The following is a 17,714-nucleotide window of genomic DNA, read 5'->3' as shown; positions in this document are numbered from 1 at the left end:
GCGAAGTGACGGCCGGGGGACAGGCATCCCCCGATCGAGTGACGGGAATCCGCTGCTCGCATGATTGTCGCACTCAACGCCGGATAAGTTACAAAAACCTTCACTTTCTTCCCGGGCGCCCTTCCCGACCTGGTCGGACGGCTGTCGTGGCGGCTTTCGTGGCACAGTTCGGGGATGAACTCCGACGTACTCGTTGTGGGATCCGCCAATGCCGACCTGGTCGTCGCGGTGGACCGGCGGCCGGCGGGCGGCGAGACGGTGCTGGGCGGCGACACCGTGCTTTCGCCGGGTGGAAAGGGCGCCAACACGGCGGTCGCGGCGGGGCGGCTCGGGGCGGACGTCGCGCTCCTCGGCGCGGTGGGCGACGACCCGTACGGCCGGCTGCTGCTCGACTCCCTGCGCGCCGCGGGCGTCGACACCGGATTGGTGCGGACCAGCGAGCGGCCGACCGGCATCGCCTACATCACCGTGACCCCGGACGGCGAGAACTCCATCCTGGTCTCCCCCGGCGCCAACTCGAGCCTGGTGCCCGGCGACGTCGACGCCGTCTTCGACGGGGTGGAGATCATGGTCGCCTCGCTGGAAATTCCGTTGCCGACCGTCGAGCACGCCGTCGCGCGGGCCGCCGAAAAGGGCGTCAAGGTGCTGCTGAACCTCTCGCCCGCGGCGAAGCTCGCGCCGGAAACGCTGGCCAAGCTCGACGTCCTGCTGGTCAACGAGCACGAAGCCGCCTGGCTGACCGGGCCCGGCGCGGACTTCCGGAAGCTCCTGGATCTCGGGCCTCGAGCCGCCGTCGTCACGCTCGGCGCGGCGGGCGCGGTCGTCGTCGAAGCCGGCGGGGCCACCGAGGTGACGTCGCCGAAGGTCGAGGCCGTCGACACCACCGGCGCCGGGGACGCCTTCGCGGGCGCGCTCGCCGCGTCGCTCGCCGACGGCGCCGATCTCGTCTCGGCCGCGAAGCACGCGGTGCGCGTCGCCGCCTTCAGCGTGACGCGGCCCGGCGCGCAGCCGTCCTACCCGACCGCCGCCGACCTGGCGGAATGATCCTCCGCCGGCCCGTGTTGCCCAGCACATGGGCGATTCGTTCGGTTCGGCCTGGTGGCGCGGCTACGTCGCACAGTTGAAGGAGATCGCGGAAGCGCGCCGGCCCGACCGCCTGGCGATCATGCCGCTCGGCGAAACCCTGAAGGCGCTGGGCAAGCAGACCGAGGTCGACGAAGGGATCGCGGACGTCCCGCTGGAGGGCATCGTCGGCACGGTCGCCCGCGCCGGGGACTTCGACCGGGAGTTCCGGCCGCGCAACCGGGCGTTGAAGGAGCGCTGGGAGCGCCTGACGGAGACGTCGGCGGACCTCCCGCCGGTGCGGCTCGTCCGCCTGTCCGACATGTACTTCGTCGACGACGGTCACCACCGCGTCGCCATCGCCCGCGCCCGCGGCGCCCGGACCATCCGCGCGCGGGTGCGCTGGATCAGCACGGTCGCCTGCGCGTTGCGCTGTCTGACGCTCGCGGACCTGCCGTCGAAGACGGCCGAGCGGATGTTCCTCGAGCGCGTCCCGTTGCCCGATGACGTCCGCCTCGGGCTGTGGCTCGACGACCCGGCCGACTGGTTCCGGCTCGCCGATTCGGCCGAGGCCTGGGGTTTCCGCCGTATGCTGGCCGGACGGCCGGTGCGCAGCCGCGGCGAACTGGCCGAAGCCTGGTGGCACGAGGAGGTCGGTCCGGTGCTCGAACAGGTTCGTCGGCGAGGCTTGTGCCCGCCACCACGAGATATCCAGACGTATCTGAGATATGGTCTAGACCATGTCGTCTGAGTCCCTGTCCGGGGTCGCCGTCAGCCCCGGCCGCGCGAGTGGTCCCGTCGTCCGCGTCGCGGAGCCGCTGGGCGAGCCCGCCGCCACCCCGGCCCCGGCCGATCCCGCCGCCGAAGCCGCACGGATCGCCCCCGCCGCCGAAGCCGTCGCCGCCCGGCTGGAAAAGCAGGCCGAGACCGCGACCGGCGAAGCGGCCACGATCCTCATCACGACGGCCGCGATGGCCGCCGACCCGGCGCTGGCCTCGCAGGCGCAGCAGCTGGTCCAGACCCAGGGGCTGCCCGCCGCGCGGGCCGTCTACCAGTCCGCCGAAGGCTTCGCCGAAGCGCTGGCCGCCGCGGGCGGGTACATGGCGGAGCGCGTCCAGGACGTCCGCGACGTGCGCGACCGCCTGATCGCCGAGCTGCTCGGCATCGCGCCGCCGGGGGTGCCCGAGCTGGCGTCGCCGAGCGTGCTGGTCGCGCGCGACCTCGCCCCGGCCGACACGGCCGGCCTCGATCCGGCGAAGGTGCTCGCGCTGGTCACCGAAGAAGGCGGCCCGACGAGCCACACCGCGATCCTGGCGCGGGCCCTCGGCATCCCGGCCGTCGTAGCCGTGCGCGGCCTGCTGGCCTTGGACGCGCAAGCGCTTGCGGTCGACGGCGACGCCGGCACGGTCGAGGTCGCGGACCCGTCGGCACCGGTCGTCGCGGCGACGGTCGCCAAGCTGGCCGACTGGAACGGCACGGGCGCGACGTCCGACGGCCACCGCGTCAAGGTCTACGGCAACGTCGGCTCCCCGGCCGACGCGCAGGCCGCGGCGGACGCGGGCGCCGAGGGCGTCGGGCTGTTCCGCACCGAGTTCTGCTACCTCGACGCCGCGGACGAGCCGTCGGTGGCCGAGCAGCGCGCGGCGTACACGGCGGTGCTTTCGCCGTTCCGCGGCAAGCCGGTGATCGTCCGGACCCTGGACGCGGGGGCCGACAAACCGCTGGCCTTCCTCTCCCCGGAGGCCGAGCCGAACCCGGCGCTGGGCGTCCGCGGCCTGCGCGTGGCGTTCGACCGGCCCGAGGTGCTGGACCGCCAGCTGGAAGCCATCGCCGGCGCGGCGGAAGACTCCGGCGCCGAGGTCTCGGTGATGGCCCCGATGGTCGCGACGGTCGAGGAAGCGGCCTGGTTCGCCGACCGCGTCCGCGCGGCGGGCATCGCCCGGGCGGGCGTGATGGTCGAGATCCCCGCGGCGGCGCTGAGCGCCCGCGAGATCCTCGAGGTCGTCGACTTCGTCTCGGTCGGCACGAACGACCTGGCGCAGTACACGTTCGCGGCCGACCGCCAGCTGGGCGCGGTGGCGAAGCTCAACGACCCGTGGCAGCCGGGCCTGCTGCGCCTGCTGAAGCTGATCGGCGACGCGGCCAAGGCCACGGGCAAGCCGGCGGGCGTCTGCGGCGAAGCGGCTGCGGACCCGCGGCTGGCGCTGGTGCTGGCGGGCCTGGGCCTGACGAGCCTGTCGATGAACGCCCCGGCGATCCGCACGGTGGGCGCGAGCCTGGCGACCACGACGCTCGCGGAGTGCGAGGCACTGGCGGAAGCGGCGTTGGCGACGTCGGGCCCGGCGGCCGCCCGCGCGGCGGCTCGCCCCTGACACCGGACCGGCCGCGGCCCGGGTGGGTCGCGGCCGTTGCGGGCAGCGGCCGACGCGCCCGGGCCGTTCGGCTGGAGTGGTTGCCAAGGGAACGGCTGACCCGCGGCCGCCGGGAACCAGCCTGTCGCGCTCCTGACCCGACCGCCCACAGCCCCGGCCGACCCAAGCGCGAACAGCCGCCCGCAGGGGCGCCCCCCACTTTCAGTCTATCGGTCGTCACCGACAGTGCTGATCTGTGCGAACCTGAATGCGCGGAGTTGTCCCCAATCGACGAGGGGTGTGGACAACCGCCCGCGATGCCGTGGAGGCCGCCTCGACGCCGGGGCGGCCTCCGCGGCGTTCCGCGAAAAAAGTTCCGGCCCGGTTGTCGATCCCGGCCGGGGCCGCTCGACGTGGTGGTGAAGGTCCGGGACACCGAGTCGAGAGGAAGCAGCCATGACCATCACCGCCGAAGCTCCGGGCACCGAGGTGCGGGCCGGGCGTCGGGAGTGGGTCGGACTGGCCGTGCTGGCCCTGCCCACCCTGCTCGTCTCGCTCGACGTCTTCGTCCTCGTCCTGGCGCTGCCGAGGCTCGCCGCGAGCCTGCACGCCGATGGCACCGAACAGCTCTGGATCATGGACACCTACGGCTTCATGGTCGCCGGGTTCATGGTCACCATGGGGACCCTCGGCGACCGGATCGGGCGGCGGAAGCTGCTGCTCATCGGGGCCGCGGCCTTCGGGGTCGCCTCCGTGGGGGCCGCCTTCTCCACCAGTGCCGGCATGCTCATCGCCGCGCGGGCCGTGCTCGGGATCGCCGGGGCGACGCTCGCTCCCTCCACGCTTTCGCTCATCGGCACGCTGTTCAAGAACCCGCAGCAGCGCGCGCAGGCCATCGGGATCTGGGCCGGCTGCTTCACCGTCGGCGCCATCATCGGGCCGATGGTCGGCGGCTTCCTGCTCGAGCACTTCTGGTGGGGCTCGGTCTTCCTGCTCGGCGTGCCCGCGATGGTCCTTCTCCTCGTCATCGGCCCGAAGCTGCTTCCCGAGTACCGCGACGCCGAAGCCGGCCGCCTCGACCTGCCCAGTGTCGGCCTGTCGCTCGCCGCGATCCTGCCCGCCGTCTACGGCGTGAAGGAACTCGCTCGTGACGGTGTCCACCCGGCCCCGGTCGTCGCCCTGGCCGGCGGCCTCGCCGTCGGGTACGTCTTCGTCAAGCGGCAGCGGACGCTCGACGAGCCGCTGGTCGACTTCAGCCTGTTCGCCTCGAAGGCCTTCCGGACGACGCTCGGCGGGATGCTGCTGTTCAGCATGCTCGGCGGCACCACGATGCTGTTCGTCGCGCAGTTCTTCCAGATCGCGCAGCACCTCTCGCCGGTCGGCGCCGCGCTCGGGCTGCTGCCCGGGATGGCCACCTCGACCGTCAGCTTCCTCGCCGCGCCCGCCGTCGCCCGCCGGGTGAAGCCGAGTGCCCTGATCGCCGGCGGGGTCGCGCTCGCCGCGGCCGGGATGGCGATCCTCGCGCTCGTCGACCCCGCCGGCGGGCCGGCGTGGCCCGCGCTCGGGTTCGCCGTGACGTCGCTGGGCGTCGGCCCGATGGTCGCGCTGGGCACCGACCTCGTCGTCGGCTCGGTTCCGCAGCGCAAGGCCGGCGCCGCCGCTTCGCTGGCCCAGACCGTCAACGAGTTCGGCTACGCGCTCGGCCTCGCGACCGTCGGGACGCTGGGCAACGCCGTCGTCCGCGCGCACGGGTTCGCCGACGGGCTGCACGTCGTCGCCGGGCTCGCCGCTGTCGCGTTCGCCGCGCTCGTCTGGTTCGTCGCCCGGAACCTGCGGCCGACGGTCGCCTGACGGCACGAGCGAAGGCCTCCCCACCCGATGCCAGGGTGGGGAGGCCTTCTTGACGCCGGGGGCAGAGGGGCCCCGGCTAGCCGAACAACCCGCGCCGCGGGTGGCGGATGACCAGCGAACCGCCGTGGACGCGCCCCGTCAGCACGAACCGCGGGTTGCCCGCGTGGCCGTTGCTGCGCGTCTTGTCCTCCAGCGAGCCGAACTTGACGTCGGTGATCGAGTTGACGTCGACCGCCGCGTGCTCCGGGATGATGACCTCGACCGACCCCCACTTGGCGTCGAGCTCGATGTGCACCACCGGCGACTGCACCTGGGCCTCGGTGAAGTCGAGCTTCGTCGAGCCGTACTTGTTCCGCACGACCATCTCGGGCGGCACCACCCACGGCCCGCTGCGGACCAGCGACGAGTACTTGGCGTTGAGCTCGAAGCGCCGCCCCGGCGAGTAGCCGCCGTAGCCGGCCGGAGGCGCGTACGACGGCGCCGCGGCCATCGCGGCCGCCGGGTGGTAGAGCCCGGCGAGGTCGGCCAGCACGGCGTTCAGCTCGCCGCGGGTCCGCGACGCCAGCGCGCGGTCGGTGCGCTCGGTGAACTCGTCGAGGTCGATCATGCCGCGGCCGATGGCCTTCTGCAGCACCCCGACGACGTGCTCGCGCTCGTCGTCGGACACCCGAAGATCGCGCTCGCTCAACGGCTTGGTTTCGGTCACCGGTTCCGCCGCCGTGGTCTCTTCCTCACCCATGTCCCCGATGGTAGAACCGGATTTCACCAGGGAGATCGGGGGAAAACCCTGAACGGACCCGTATTCCGCGGCGCCGCCGCCTGCGTGGTGCTGGTTCTGCTGTCCGGGTGCACCGGCGAAGCCACCCCGCCGCCGCCCGCCCCGAGCCGCACCGCGCCGCCGACCGCCGTGCCGACCCTGCCGAACGGACTCGTCGGCGTCCCCGCGACCGGTGGTATCGGCGTCACCGCGCTGATCCCCACCACCGGGCCGACCCTCTTCGACGCCGACCGCGGGCCGGCGGCCACCCCGCCGGGGTACCCGAGTGGCGACGTCGGGCTCAGCGTCGTCCGGGTCGGTGCGTCCGCGGTCTTCACCGCCGCGCCGCGCGACCCCAAGGACACCCGGCCCCTGGACGTCTTCGCCTACACGGGCCCGGCGACGCCGCCGCGTTCGCTGGGCCGCGCGTGGTCGGTCGCGCCGGACGCCGAGGGCACGGGGGTGTGGGTCATCCGGCAGGACGCGCCGGACGCGTGCCGGCTGCAGCACGTCTCCCTCGACGGCGGCGAGCTCGGCCACGGCCAGTCCGCCAGCTGCCGCACGCTGGTGCGCGCCGGGACCCGGCACGGCCTGCTGATCACCATCGACTCCGGGGTCGCCGAGTCGACGGACGCGCTGATCGATCCGGAGACCGGCCGCACGGTCCAGCAGGCCCCGCGCATCCTCGGCGTCGCCGGGGACTGGATGCTGCTCGACGGCCTGATCGACCTCACCCTCGTCGACCTGCGGACCACCGGCCGCAAGCAGCTCAGCCGGCCGGCGGTCGGGAGCACGCCCACCGTCGTGCCCTCGCGTGACGGCGCCGTGTGGGCCGCCGACTTCGCCAACCCCGCCTACCGCGGCACGAGCACGCAGACCCACGACCTCTGGCTGCTCCACCCGGACGGGCCGGCCTGGGAGCACGCGGCGGCGATGCCCTTCGTCACCGAACACCTCAAGCGCGGCGGCGGGCTGGACTGGACCGGCGCGGGCGACCTGGTGCTCGCCGACGGCGTCCTCGCCGCCTGGCACCCGGGCGAACCCGCCTGGCGGATGGGCAGGGCCGCACTCCCGGCGAGCGAGTGGTCGGGGATCGCGGTGCTGCCCTGACTCACTCCTCGTCGAGGCCGTGCTCGATCGCGTAGCGGGCCAGCTCGACGCGGTTGTGCAGCTGCAGCTTCCGCAGCGTCGACTGCACGTGGTTCTCCACCGTGCGGTGCGAGAGCACGAGCCGCTCGGCGATCTGCCGTGCGGTCAGCCCCTTCGCGACCAGGCGCAGGACGTCGGTCTCGCGCTCGGTCAGCCGCGGCGGCTCGGCCCCCTCCGCCGGTGCGTCGGCCATCCGCCGGTACTCCCCGAGCACCAGCCCGGCCAGGCCCGCGGTGAACACCGGGTCGCCGGCCGCGGTCCGGTGCACGGCGTCCACCAGCTCGGCCGCGGACGCCGACTTGACCAGGTAGCCGGACGCGCCGGCCTTCACCGCCTCCAGGACGTCCTTGTGCTCACCGCTCGCGGACAGCACCAGCACCTTCGTCGCCGGCAGCGCCGAGGTGATCTCGCGGGTCGCGTCCACCCCCGAGGTGCTGCCCAGGTTCAGGTCCATCAGCACGACGTCCGGCTGGACGGTGCGAGCGATCCGCACGGCCGCGGCGGCGTCCGCCGCGGTCGCGCGGACGTCGAACCCGTTTTCGGTCAGGTCGCGGGCCACGCCGTCGCGCCAGATCGGGTGGTCGTCGACGACCATCACGGAAATCATTTCGCACCCCCGGTGCTCGGCACCCTGACCTCCCACTCCGTGCCCCGGCCGGGCCCGGTGTCGAGGGTCGCGCTCCCGCCGAGGTCGCGCACCCTCCCCCGGATGGATTCCACCACGCCGAGGTGCCCCTCCGCCGCCGCCCGCTCGAGGACGCCGTCGGGGATGCCCGGGCCGTCGTCGCGGATGCTCACCACGACCTCGGGGCCGAGGTCTTCCAGCAGCACCCAGGCCTGGGCCTGGGGGCCCGCGTGCTTTTCGACGTTCGAAAGCGCTTCGCGGGTCACGGCGACCAGTTCTTCGGTGACGTGCGAGGGCAGCTCGACATCGTCCGCCGGCGTCGAGACCTGCACCGAAGACGTCGCGAGCAGCTGCAACGCGGCACGCAGGCTCCTCGTGCCGCGGTCGTTCGGCGTCAGCGGCTCGGTCGTCACCAGCGACCGCAGGGCGATCTCCTGCTCGCCGGCCAGCTTCGCCAGTTCGGCCGCCTCGCCGCCGACCTCGTTGCCGCGCTTGCGGACCCGGGCCAGCACCTGCAGCACGCTGTCGTGGATCGACCGGGCCAGCCGTTCCCGCTCGGCTGTCGCCGCTTCCTTCCGCAGCGCCTGCTCCAGCCGCGCCGCGGACCGCCGGCCCATCGTCGCGGCCATCCCGACCAGCAGCCCGGCGGCGGCGAGCAGGACGCCGTCGCGGGCGACGTCGAGGTCGAACTTGTCCCGCGCCAGCCCGGTCGCCACGCCGACGACCAGCCCGGCCAGCACCCCGCCGCCCGCGCCGAACCGCGCGCCGGCGGCGACCGGCGGCACGGCCGCCCACACCGTGGTGATGAGGGGGACGTTCAGCGCGAACTGCTCGTCGCTCAGCACCCAGGGCGAGGTCAGCAGCAGCGCGGTGGTGAACACGAGGTCGAAGACGACCAGGGCCGGCGGCCGCGTCCGCTCACGCAGGTAGAGGAAGCTGCTGACGACCGACCACAGGGCCATCACGCCGAGGATCGTCCACGCGAGCCACTCCCGGTGGTAGTGCCCGCTCTGGACGATCACGGTGCCGCAGGCGAACCCCCAGGTGAGCACGCGGAACGCGAGCACCCCGCGCCACATCGGCGTGATCGGGTCGGGCGTCCGCGCGACGGTCATTCTTCTTCTTCGCCGCGGGTGGGGACCTCCGCCTTCGGGGTGCCCGGCTCGGCGTCGTTCGGCTGGGCGGCCTGGTCCTTGAGGACGTCGACCTCGCTCGGGTCAGGGTCGGTCTCGTGCAGCAGCGACCGGACGCCGGCGTTGAGCACCGCCAGCAGCGGCACGGCCAGCAGCGCGCCGGCGATCCCGCCCGCGACCAGGCCGGCGGTGATGGCCAGGACCACCGCGAGCGGGTGCAGCTTCACCGCGCGGCCCAGCAGCAGCGGCTGCAGGATGTGGCTCTCCAGCTGCATCACGCCGATCACGATGGCCAGCACGATCACCGCGCCGATGAACCCGTTGGTGACCAGCGCGATCAGCACCGCGACACCGCCGGTGATCACCGCGCCGATGATCGGGATGAACGCGCCGATGAACACCAGCGTGGCCAGGGGGATGACCAGCGGCACGCCCATGATCCACAGCCCGACGCCGATGCCGACGGCGTCGACCACGGCCACCGCGGCGGTCGCCCGCACGTAGCTGACCAGCGACGCGAACCCGCGACGCCCGGCGACGTCGACGCGGTTGCGGACCCGGCCGGGCACCGCGCGGACCAGGAACGTCCAGATGCCGTCGCCGCCGCTGAGGAAGAAGATCGTGATGAACAGCGTCAGCAGGAAGCCGGTGAGGATCTCGCCGACCGTGCTCGCCGTGGTCAGCGCGGTCGTGGTGATCGACGCCTGGTTGTTCTGGATGAACCCGATCGCCTGGTTGATGAAGTCCTGGATCTGCTCCTGGCGCAGGTGCGGCGGCCCGTTGAGGAGCCAGTTCTTGATCTGGTCGAGGCTCGCGTTCACCTGCTGCTGCAGCTGCGGCAGCCCGGAGGAGAACTGCGTGATGACGAACGTCAGCAGCCCGCCCAGCACCGCCAGCCCGGCGATCAGCACGATCGCCGTCGCCAGGCCGCGCGGGAACTTCACCGCCACCAGCTTCTGCACCGCCGGCGCGAGCAGCGCCGAAACCAGCAGGGCGATGGACAGCGGGATGACCACGACGGACAGGTAGCCGATCACCCAGACGATCGCGTACAGCGCGGCGATCACGACGATGAACCGCCACGCCAGCGCCGCGCTGATGCGCAGCCCCCGGGGGATCAAGCCGGTGATGTCCTCGTGTTCAGGCAGGAACGGGTCTTCGCGTCGCGCGTGGCTCACCCCGCTCACCGTACTGGCAAGTCCGTCCGATTCGGCCCCTTTTCCGAGGGCGGGTCCGACACGCGTGGCAGCCAGGAACGATCACCCGGTGTCAGAGGCGGTTGCACGCTGTGTTCTTCACACGATGGGGGCATCAAGCCGTGTCAAGGGTGCGCGCCGCGCCGCGGGTTTGGTTAGGTCGCTTCCGCAACGGCTTGTGGCCGGTCGATCACGAACCCCAGCACGAGGAGACGTACCTGTGGCGAACGACGCGACGAACGAGGGGCAGGGCGCCAAGCGCGCCGGCCGGCTCGTGTCGCGTGCGCTGCTCGTGCTCGGCGGGGCCGTGGCCGGCACCGCCGCCGCCTGGCTCGTCTCCGGTGCCACCGCCTCCGCCGACACCGTCGACGTCGCCCCGATCACCGCTGCCGCGACCGGCAGCCTCGGCGACGTCGACCAGGGTGCCTCGGACGCGACCGGCGACGTCGCCGACACGAGCTGCCACCAGGACGCCACGACGTGGAGCGCGCCGTGCGCCCGCGTCCTCGGGCACGAGGTCTCGGACCGCGTCAGCGACTCGGTTTCGGACCTGGCCGAAAACGCGGTCGTGAGCCCGGTGCACCGCACCCTCGGCGCGGTCGAGCACATCGTCCGCAAGCCGCAGGACACCCGCCAGGTCCTCGAGCAGACCTTCACGCCCGAGCCGGCGCACGACGTGCTCCAGCTGCTCGGCCCGGTGGGCGACGGCAACCTGGTTCCGCTCCCGGGGATCGCCCCGGCCGCTCAGGAGCCGGTGACCACCGGCGTCGGCCAGACGGCCGACTCGGTCGCGGTCCAGACCGTCGAACTCCCCGCCTCGGTGCGCGCCGCGCTCGCGATGGCGAAGGCTTCCCAGCACGACGACGGCACGGGTGCCGCGGGCCAGTCCCGCGACGGGCACCGTGACCTGCCGTCCCCGTTGACCCCGGTGCAGCTTCCGTCCGCACCGTCCGTCCCCACCGCCCCGGGTGGCAGCACTGCCCCCGGTGGTCACCTCGACGGTCTCAACTTCGGCGTCCCGTTCTGGACGACCGAAGCCGTCGACTCCGCCGTCGCGGCCATGAGCCGCGCCGGCCTGCGCACCGCGATGCGCACCCCGGGCGAGCAGCCCGGTGTCACTCCTGACTGAACACCTCCCTTCACGGGTAGCTGACGCGCCCAAGTCCGTCTGCATCTGACGGCCTCCGCGTCCGCTCGACACCCGTGACACGGCGGTGCGCTTTGTCGCGCCCGCAAGAAGTTCCTTCCCCCTCGGTGCGTTCGACGCACCGCCATGAACCCGCAAGGGAACCCGAAATAAAGGAGAAAAACCCCATGCAGACGTGGGCAAAGCGCGGACTCCAGACCGCACTTGTCACCGGTGGGTTGCTGATGCTGGGCACCGGCATCGCCTCGGCCGACGAGAACGTCAACCCCGACGCCCCGGCTTCCCCCCTCGACCTGAACGTGACGGCTCCCATCCAGGAAGCCAACAACGCGGTCGGCACCCCGTTCGGTCAGCTGGACCTGCCCGCCGGGCAGACGGAGCTGAGCACCAAGCCGGTCACCAACGCGGCGAACGAAGCCGCGAAGCAGCTCGACGACGCGAGCCCGATCAGCCAGAGCACCCTCGGCGGTGTCACCAAGGCCGACGGCGCGGGCGCCTTCACGCCGAGCCACAACAACCTCAAGGGCAACAAGGTCACCGGCGACGTCGTCGTCCCGATCCAGATCGTGGACAACGCGGTCGGTGTGCTCGGCGACGCGAACGTCCAGGGCGGCAACCACCAGCAGACCTGGGAGCACAACCAGGACATCGCGACGACCGGCGACGGCTCCAGCCTCGCGGGCAACGCGGTCGCGCTCGACTGGGCCCTCCCCGTCCAGATCGCCGGCAACGGCGGCGGCGTCGCGGGCGGCACCGGCCGGGTGACCGGCGGGTCGGCCAGCCAGAGCACCACCGAGACCGGGAACGTCGACACCGACGGCGACGGCTCGGCCCTCTCCGGCAACATCGTGGCGGGCCAGTTCGCCACCCCGGTCCAGGTGACCGGCAACGCCGCCTCGTACCTGCTCGGCAACGGTCAGAGCCACGGCTACTCCGCCGACACGGTCGCGACCTCCGGCGGTTCGCTGTTCACCTCCGGCAACGACAGCGCCGGCTCGGGCAACGTGGTCGGCGCGCCGATCGCCCTGCCGGTGAAGTTCAACTGCAACTCGGGCGCCGTCTGGGGCTCGCTGTCGCACGCGGGTTCGTGCACCAACTCGGCCGACGCCACGGCCGGGGGCACCCGCGAGGGTCTCCACAACATCCCGACCTACGAGCAGACGAGCGGCAACGGCTCGTTCCTCGGCGGGAACGCGGGCTCCGCCGCGCTGTCCCCGATCGCCAACGTCGCGGGTGTCGCCGGTTCCTGGATCGGCAACGCGACGGCGGGCGCCCCCGAGCCCGGCAGCTCCTCCAGCACTGTCGACTCGGGCGGCTTCGTCAAGACCGAGGGCGACAAGTCGTCCGCGGGCGGCAACGTGATCAACCCGTCGGTGGCGCTGCCGGTCGAGGCCTTCGGCATCGGCGGCACCTACATCGGCCAGGCGATCGCGGCGCACGACAACACCACCAACGCCAACGCCGGCAGCGGCAGCTACACCAAGGGCAACGGCTCGGTCATCGGCGGCAACGTCGTCAACACCGCGACCGCAGGTGCGCCCGAGGTCTTCGGCATCGGCGGCAGCCACATCGGCAACGCGGCCGGCACGGCGACCGAGGACAAGACGGTCACCGCCGGCGGGTACGACGGCACGCAGGGCAACGACTCGTCCGGCTCGGGCAACGTCGTCCAGGTGCCGGTCGGCCTGCCCGCCGAGGTCTTCGGCGTGGGCGGCTCGTTCATCGGCCAGGGCTCCGGCTCGGCCGACGAGACCAAGGTCGTCTCCGGCGGCGGCGGTGGCAACACCCAGGACGACAACGGCTTCCTGAGCTCGAACCTGGGCGCCGTGCCGGCTTCGCTGCCGGTGCAGGTGGCCAACATCGGCGGCGCGTTCGTCGGCCAGGGCCACGGCAAGGGCTCGACCGACACGACGTCCCACGCGGGCGGCGACCTCAAGGCGAACGGCCCCGCGGGCGCCGGCGCCGGCAACATCATCGAGGCCCCGGTCTCGCTCCCGGTGCTGGCCGCCGGCAGCGGTGCCGCCCTCGCGGGCATCGGCACCGGTGAGAACGACAACATCACCGACTCCTCGGCGGGCGGCAACGCGCTCACCGACGGGCACGACGGTGCCATCGCCGGCAACATCGTGAAGGCCCCGGTCGCGGGTGCCGCGCAGCTGTTCAGCGACGGTGTCGCGGGTGCGGCCCTGGGCCACGGCCTGGGCACGAGCGACACGATGTCGCACGCGGGCGGCGACGCCACCACCAACGGTGACCGCGGCAGCGTGGCCGGCAACATCATCGGCGCCGACGCGCTGCCGGTGGCGCAGGTCTTCGGTGACGCCGTCAGCGCGGCGGGTGTCGCGAGCGGCACCGGCATCAACACGACGTCCGTGCAGAACGCGGGCGACGACACCACCTCGGGTGTCGAGGGCGCCATCTCCGGCAACATCCTCGACATCCCGGCCACGGCCGTCGCGCAGCTGTTCGGCGACGCGGTGACCGTGGGCGGCGTCGCGCACGCCGTCGGCGACAACACGCTGACCACGCAGAACGGCGGGGTGCCCACCACCGCCGGTGACGGGTCCAGCCTGTCGGGCTACAACTTCTACCACGCGTTCGCGCTGCCGGTGCAGATCTTCGGGGTGCCGCTGAACGTGCTCGGGGAAGCCACCGCCGAGGCGACCGACATGACGAGCATCGACCAGGCCGACGACGCCATCGCGTTCCCGGTGAACGGTTCGGAGATGGCGGCCGACGAGCTGCCCTCGCTGACCGGGCTCGCCTCCGGCCTGCCGACCGCCGGGCTGCCCACCCAGGGCCTGCCCGCGCTGCCGACCGCGGCTCCGCTCGGTGAGCGTGCCGACCTGCCGGGCGGTGGCAACCCGCTGGCCGGGCTGTCCCAGCTGGCGCACCTGCCGACCCCGGCGGGCCTGCCGGGCGCCCCGGCGCTGCCGAAGCCGACCCTGCCCTCCGCCGCGGCCCTGCCCGCGGTGACCGGGCTGTCGGCGCTGGGCGGTGCCCTGCCCGGGCACACCGAGCGGGCGGACCTGCCGACCGCCGGCCTGCCCCTGCAGGTGCCGGCGCTCCCCGCGCTGGGTGGCACCGAGCGTGCCGACCTGCCGACCGGTGGCCTGCCCGTCGCGCTGCCGGCGCTGCCGGCCCTGGGTGGCGTCCCGGCTCTGCCGGTCGCGCTGCCGGTGACCCCGGCGCTGCCGGCCACCCCGGCCCTGCCGGTCGCCCTCCCGGCGACCCCGGCGCTGCCGGCCGCCCCGGCCTCGCTGCCGGTGCACGCCAAGCTGCCGGTGCTGGACGGCGCCGCCCCGACCGCGCAGGTCCCGGCGATGTCGGGCCTGGACTCGACCGGCTTCCTGGCGAAGCTGCTGGGTCTGGTCAAGCGCAAGTAGTTCGGTGACGCCGGGCGGGTTCAGCCAGAGCCCGCCCGGCCCCTGACCCTGACCGACGCTCCACGCGCCGCGAGGACTCCTCGCACGGAGCGTTCTCGGATCTCCTTCCCTGGAGAGGGACGAGCCCCAAGAGCCGCAACCCGGCTCTTGGGGCTCGTTCGCTTTTCAGGAGAACTGCAGGGACCGCTTCGCCAGGCCGTGCCAGAACCCGTCGATCACCGTGCGGCCGGAGCCCTCTTCGGTGCTCGCGCCGAGGGAGACGAACAGCGGCGCGAAGTGCTCGATCCGCGGGTGCGCGAGCATCGCCGCGGGCGCCTTGTGCTGGAAGTCCAGCAGCGCGTCGACGTCTCCGTGGCGCACCACCTCGTCACCCCAGTGGTCGAACTCGGCCGACCACGCGGGCGGCGTCCCGTCGGTGACGCGGGCCATGCCGCTCAGGTTGTGGGTGAAGAAGCCGCTGCCGATGATCAGCACGCCTTCGTCGCGCAGCGGCGCGAGCTTGCGGCCGAGGTCGAACAGCTCCTGCGGGTCGAGCGACGGCATCGAGACCTGCAGCACCGGGATGTCGGCGTCCGGGTACATCTCGACGAGCGGCACGTAGGCGCCGTGGTCGAGACCGCGCTCTGGCGCGTCGTGCACCGGCGTCGCGGTCGAGCGGAGCAGCACCTTCTCCGCCAGTTCCGGCGCGCCCGGTGCCGCGTACCGCACCTGGTAGTAGCGCTCGGGGAAGCCCCAGAAGTCGTACACCAGCGGCACGGTCGTCGTGGCCGCGATGGTCAGCGGAGCCTCCTCCCAGTGCGCCGACACGACGAGGATCGCGCGGGGTTTCGGCAGGTCGGCCGACCAGGCGGCGAGCTGGCGGGTCCAGGTGGCGTCGTCGGCGAGCGGCGGCGCTCCGTGGCTGAGGTAGAGGACCGGGGTGCGGGTCATCGACGGCTCCAGTTATTGAAAGTTCAACTACTACGATACCTGACGCCGTGGTCCCCCGGGATATTCCCTGAGGGGCGTGCGGGCGCCGCGGGCGATCGTGTTGAGTACCTGCCAGTGCCGGCGGGGCAGTGACTCGGCGTCGAGGGCCTGTGCCAGGGAAGATTCGAGAAGTTCGGAGGTGGGGCAACCATGACGGACGCGGTGGCCGACGTCGAACGCGCGATGATCGCCATCCGCCGCAGCCAGCAGCGGCGGGCGCTCAGCAAGATCGGCAAGGCCCGCGGCCAGGGCGCGCACGACCCGGTGCACGAGCTGCTCGACGTCGTCGAAGAGCTCACCGAACGCGGCGAACCCAGCACTGTGACGGCCCTGAGTGCGGCGATGGGCGTCGACCAGCCGCGCGCCAGCCGGCTGGTGGCACGCGCTGTCGAGCAAGGGTTGCTTCGCCGCGAAGCCGACCAGCGCGACGGACGGCGTGCGGTGCTCGTCACGACCGAGGCCGGCCAGGCGCACCTCGACGACCTGCACGCCTTCCGCCGCTCGGTGTTCGCGGAGGTGATGGCGGACTGGCCGGACGAAGATCGCGAGACCTTCGGCCGGCTCCTCACGGCGTTCGTCCGCGGGTACAGCGCCTTGGGTCAGTCGTGGGAGAGGTCCACGAACCGGCTGTAGTGCAGCTGGTGGGCGACGGTGATCGTCGCCGTCGGCCCGGCACGGTGCTTCGCGATGATCAGGTCCGCCTCGCCCGCGCGCGGATCGTCCCGCTCCCAGGCGTCCGGGCGGTTGACCAGGATGACGAGGTCGGCGTCCTGCTCCAGCGAGCCGGACTCACGCAGGTCGGACAGCATCGGGCGCTTGTCCGTCCGCTGCTCGGGACCACGGTTCAGCTGGCTGATCGCGATCACCGGGACCTCGATCTCCTTCGCCAGCAGCTTCATCTGCCGCGAGAACTCCGAGACTTCCTGCTGCCGCGACTCGACGCGCTTGCCGGACGTCATCAGCTGGAGGTAGTCGAGGACGACGAGCTTGAGGTCGTTGCGCTGCTTCAGCCGCCGGGCCTTCGCCCGGATCTCCATCATCGTCATGTTCGGCGAGTCGTCGACGAACAGCGGCGCCTCGGACACCTCGCTCATCCGGCGGGCCAGGCGCGTCCAGTCGTCGTCGGACATCTTGCCGCCGCGCATGTCGGCGAGGCGGATCTTCGCCTCGGCCGAGAGCATGCGCATGACGATCTCGGTCCGGCTCATTTCCAGGGAGAAGATGACGCTGGTCATGCCGTGCCGGATCGACGCCGAGCGCGCGAAGTCCAGGCCCAGTGTCGACTTGCCGACACCGGGGCGGGCCGCGACGATGATCATCTGGCCGGGGTGCAGGCCGTTGGTCAGCTCGTCGAAGTCGGTGAAGCCGGTCGGGATGCCCTGGGACTGGCCGCCGCGCGACGCGATCGCGTCGATCTCGTCCATCGTCGGCTGCAGCAGCTCTTCCAGCGCGACGTAGTCCTCGCTGGTCCGGCGCTCGGTGACGTCGTAGATCGCCGCCTGCGCGCGGTCGACCACCTCGTCGATGTTCGCGCCGTCGGCCGCGGCCGCGCCGTAGCCGTACTGCACGATCCGGGTGCCCGCCTCGACCAGCCGGCGCAGCACCGCCTTCTCCGCGACGATCTCCGCGTAGTAGCCCGCGTTCGCCGCCGTCGGCACCGTCGCGATCAGCGTGTGCAGGTAGGGCGCGCCGCCGACGCGGCCCAGCTCCCCGCGCCGCTCCAGCTCCGCCGACACCGTGATCGGGTCGGCCGGCTCGCCGCGGCCGTAGAGGTCCAGGACGCAGTCGTAGATCGCCTGGTGCGCGGGCCGGTAGAAGTCGTCGGGGCCGAGGGCTTCGATGACGTCGGCGACCGCGTCCTTGGACAGCAGCATGCCGCCGAGCACGGACTGCTCGGCCGCGATGTCCTGCGGCGGCTGGCGGTCGAACCCGCCCCCGCCCGGACCGGGGTCGCTCGGACCCGGGTCGGACTCCGCGTACATCGGACTGCGATCGTCGGTCAGCGCCACCGCCCCGGACACCTCCTCATCATGTCGAACACCCGTTCGAGTATGCCGGATCTTCGCTCTCGAAGCACGCGGCTCGATC

General features: G+C 72.8%; 14 protein-coding genes. 8 read left to right on the top strand and 6 right to left on the bottom strand.

Going from position 1 to position 17,714, the window contains the following annotated elements; translation table 11 throughout:
* Nucleotides 1-174 precede the first annotated feature (174 nt).
* From ACWEN0_RS09145 to ACWEN0_RS09130, 4 genes are all read left to right on the top strand, one after another.
* Nucleotides 175-1,044 (top strand): ribokinase, encoded by an 870-nt coding sequence (locus ACWEN0_RS09145; protein WP_451970680.1) that lies wholly within the window; start codon nucleotides 175-177, stop codon nucleotides 1,042-1,044.
* 28 nt (nucleotides 1,045-1,072) lie between these two features.
* Complete coding sequence (locus ACWEN0_RS09140) at nucleotides 1,073-1,813, top strand: hypothetical protein (RefSeq protein WP_451970677.1); 741 nt, start codon at nucleotides 1,073-1,075, stop codon at nucleotides 1,811-1,813.
* On the top strand, nucleotides 1,803-3,434 hold the full coding sequence (gene ptsP, locus ACWEN0_RS09135; protein WP_451970675.1) for a phosphoenolpyruvate--protein phosphotransferase: 1,632 nt from the start codon (nucleotides 1,803-1,805) through the stop codon (nucleotides 3,432-3,434). The genes ACWEN0_RS09140 and ptsP overlap by 11 nt, the downstream gene beginning before the upstream one ends.
* A gap of 435 nt (nucleotides 3,435-3,869) precedes the next feature.
* Nucleotides 3,870-5,264 carry an MFS transporter gene (locus ACWEN0_RS09130; protein ID WP_451970674.1) on the top strand — a complete coding sequence of 465 codons (1,395 nt, stop codon included), beginning with the start codon at nucleotides 3,870-3,872 and terminating at the stop codon, nucleotides 5,262-5,264.
* A gap of 76 nt (nucleotides 5,265-5,340) precedes the next feature.
* Here ACWEN0_RS09130 and ACWEN0_RS09125 read toward each other — a convergent pair whose 3' ends face one another.
* Nucleotides 5,341-6,003: a DUF1707 SHOCT-like domain-containing protein gene (locus ACWEN0_RS09125; RefSeq protein ID WP_451970671.1), complete on the bottom strand. Its 663-nt coding sequence runs from the start codon at nucleotides 6,001-6,003 to the stop codon at nucleotides 5,341-5,343.
* Nucleotides 6,004-6,087: 84 nt separating this feature from the next.
* On the opposite strand from ACWEN0_RS09125, the gene ACWEN0_RS09120 reads away from it, so the two are divergent.
* Nucleotides 6,088-7,131, top strand: a complete 1,044-nt coding sequence (locus tag ACWEN0_RS09120) for a hypothetical protein (RefSeq protein WP_451970670.1) — start codon at nucleotides 6,088-6,090, stop codon at nucleotides 7,129-7,131.
* A 1-nt stretch (nucleotide 7,132) separates the two neighbouring features.
* Here ACWEN0_RS09120 and ACWEN0_RS09115 read toward each other — a convergent pair whose 3' ends face one another.
* Genes ACWEN0_RS09115 through ACWEN0_RS09105 form a run of 3 tightly spaced genes read right to left on the bottom strand, consistent with a single transcriptional unit; the run spans nucleotide 7,133 to nucleotide 10,106 of the window.
* The gene (locus tag ACWEN0_RS09115; RefSeq protein ID WP_451970667.1) at nucleotides 7,133-7,777 is read right to left on the bottom strand and encodes a response regulator; all 645 of its coding nucleotides are present in this window, start codon (nucleotides 7,775-7,777) and stop codon (nucleotides 7,133-7,135) included.
* Complete coding sequence (gene macS, locus ACWEN0_RS09110; protein ID WP_451970665.1) at nucleotides 7,774-8,910, bottom strand: MacS family sensor histidine kinase; 1,137 nt, start codon at nucleotides 8,908-8,910, stop codon at nucleotides 7,774-7,776. Before macS ends, ACWEN0_RS09115 begins: the two co-directional genes overlap by 4 nt.
* Nucleotides 8,907-10,106 (bottom strand): AI-2E family transporter, encoded by a 1,200-nt coding sequence (locus ACWEN0_RS09105; protein ID WP_451970663.1) that lies wholly within the window; start codon nucleotides 10,104-10,106, stop codon nucleotides 8,907-8,909. The genes macS and ACWEN0_RS09105 overlap by 4 nt, the downstream gene beginning before the upstream one ends.
* Before the next feature lie 238 nt (nucleotides 10,107-10,344).
* Between ACWEN0_RS09105 and ACWEN0_RS09100 the strand changes: the two genes are divergently transcribed.
* A complete protein-coding gene (locus ACWEN0_RS09100) occupies nucleotides 10,345-11,253 on the top strand; it encodes a hypothetical protein (RefSeq protein WP_451970660.1) in 909 nt (302 codons plus the stop codon).
* 185 nt (nucleotides 11,254-11,438) lie between these two features.
* A complete protein-coding gene (locus tag ACWEN0_RS09095; protein ID WP_451970657.1) occupies nucleotides 11,439-14,657 on the top strand; it encodes a PE-PGRS family protein in 3,219 nt (1,072 codons plus the stop codon).
* A gap of 165 nt (nucleotides 14,658-14,822) precedes the next feature.
* Here the strand turns inward: ACWEN0_RS09095 and ACWEN0_RS09090 are convergent, their stop codons facing one another.
* A complete protein-coding gene (locus tag ACWEN0_RS09090; RefSeq protein ID WP_451970654.1) occupies nucleotides 14,823-15,587 on the bottom strand; it encodes a dioxygenase family protein in 765 nt (254 codons plus the stop codon).
* 189 nt (nucleotides 15,588-15,776) lie between these two features.
* On the opposite strand from ACWEN0_RS09090, the gene ACWEN0_RS09085 reads away from it, so the two are divergent.
* Nucleotides 15,777-16,259 carry a MarR family winged helix-turn-helix transcriptional regulator gene (locus tag ACWEN0_RS09085; RefSeq protein ID WP_451970651.1) on the top strand — a complete coding sequence of 161 codons (483 nt, stop codon included), beginning with the start codon at nucleotides 15,777-15,779 and terminating at the stop codon, nucleotides 16,257-16,259.
* Here ACWEN0_RS09085 and dnaB read toward each other — a convergent pair.
* Nucleotides 16,226-17,635: a replicative DNA helicase gene (dnaB, locus tag ACWEN0_RS09080; protein WP_451971970.1), complete on the bottom strand. Its 1,410-nt coding sequence runs from the start codon at nucleotides 17,633-17,635 to the stop codon at nucleotides 16,226-16,228. The genes ACWEN0_RS09085 and dnaB overlap by 34 nt on opposite strands.
* Nucleotides 17,636-17,714 lie beyond the last annotated feature (79 nt).

This window comes from Amycolatopsis sp. NPDC004378 (genome assembly GCF_053602455.1).
This window is presented reverse-complemented; position numbering and strand designations above follow the sequence as displayed.

Coding starts and splice junctions, on each gene's coding strand:
- ACWEN0_RS09145 (WP_451970680.1), top strand. CDS start 175: ATGAACTCCGACGTACTCGTTGTGGGATCCGCCAATGCCGACCTGGTC.
- ACWEN0_RS09140 (WP_451970677.1), top strand. CDS start 1,073: ATGGGCGATTCGTTCGGTTCGGCCTGGTGGCGCGGCTACGTCGCACAG.
- ptsP (WP_451970675.1), top strand. CDS start 1,803: ATGTCGTCTGAGTCCCTGTCCGGGGTCGCCGTCAGCCCCGGCCGCGCG.
- ACWEN0_RS09130 (WP_451970674.1), top strand. CDS start 3,870: ATGACCATCACCGCCGAAGCTCCGGGCACCGAGGTGCGGGCCGGGCGT.
- ACWEN0_RS09125 (WP_451970671.1), bottom strand. CDS start 6,003: ATGGGTGAGGAAGAGACCACGGCGGCGGAACCGGTGACCGAAACCAAG.
- ACWEN0_RS09115 (WP_451970667.1), bottom strand. CDS start 7,777: ATGATTTCCGTGATGGTCGTCGACGACCACCCGATCTGGCGCGACGGC.
- macS (WP_451970665.1), bottom strand. CDS start 8,910: ATGACCGTCGCGCGGACGCCCGACCCGATCACGCCGATGTGGCGCGGG.
- ACWEN0_RS09095 (WP_451970657.1), top strand. CDS start 11,439: ATGCAGACGTGGGCAAAGCGCGGACTCCAGACCGCACTTGTCACCGGT.
- ACWEN0_RS09090 (WP_451970654.1), bottom strand. CDS start 15,587: ATGACCCGCACCCCGGTCCTCTACCTCAGCCACGGAGCGCCGCCGCTC.
- ACWEN0_RS09085 (WP_451970651.1), top strand. CDS start 15,777: ATGACGGACGCGGTGGCCGACGTCGAACGCGCGATGATCGCCATCCGC.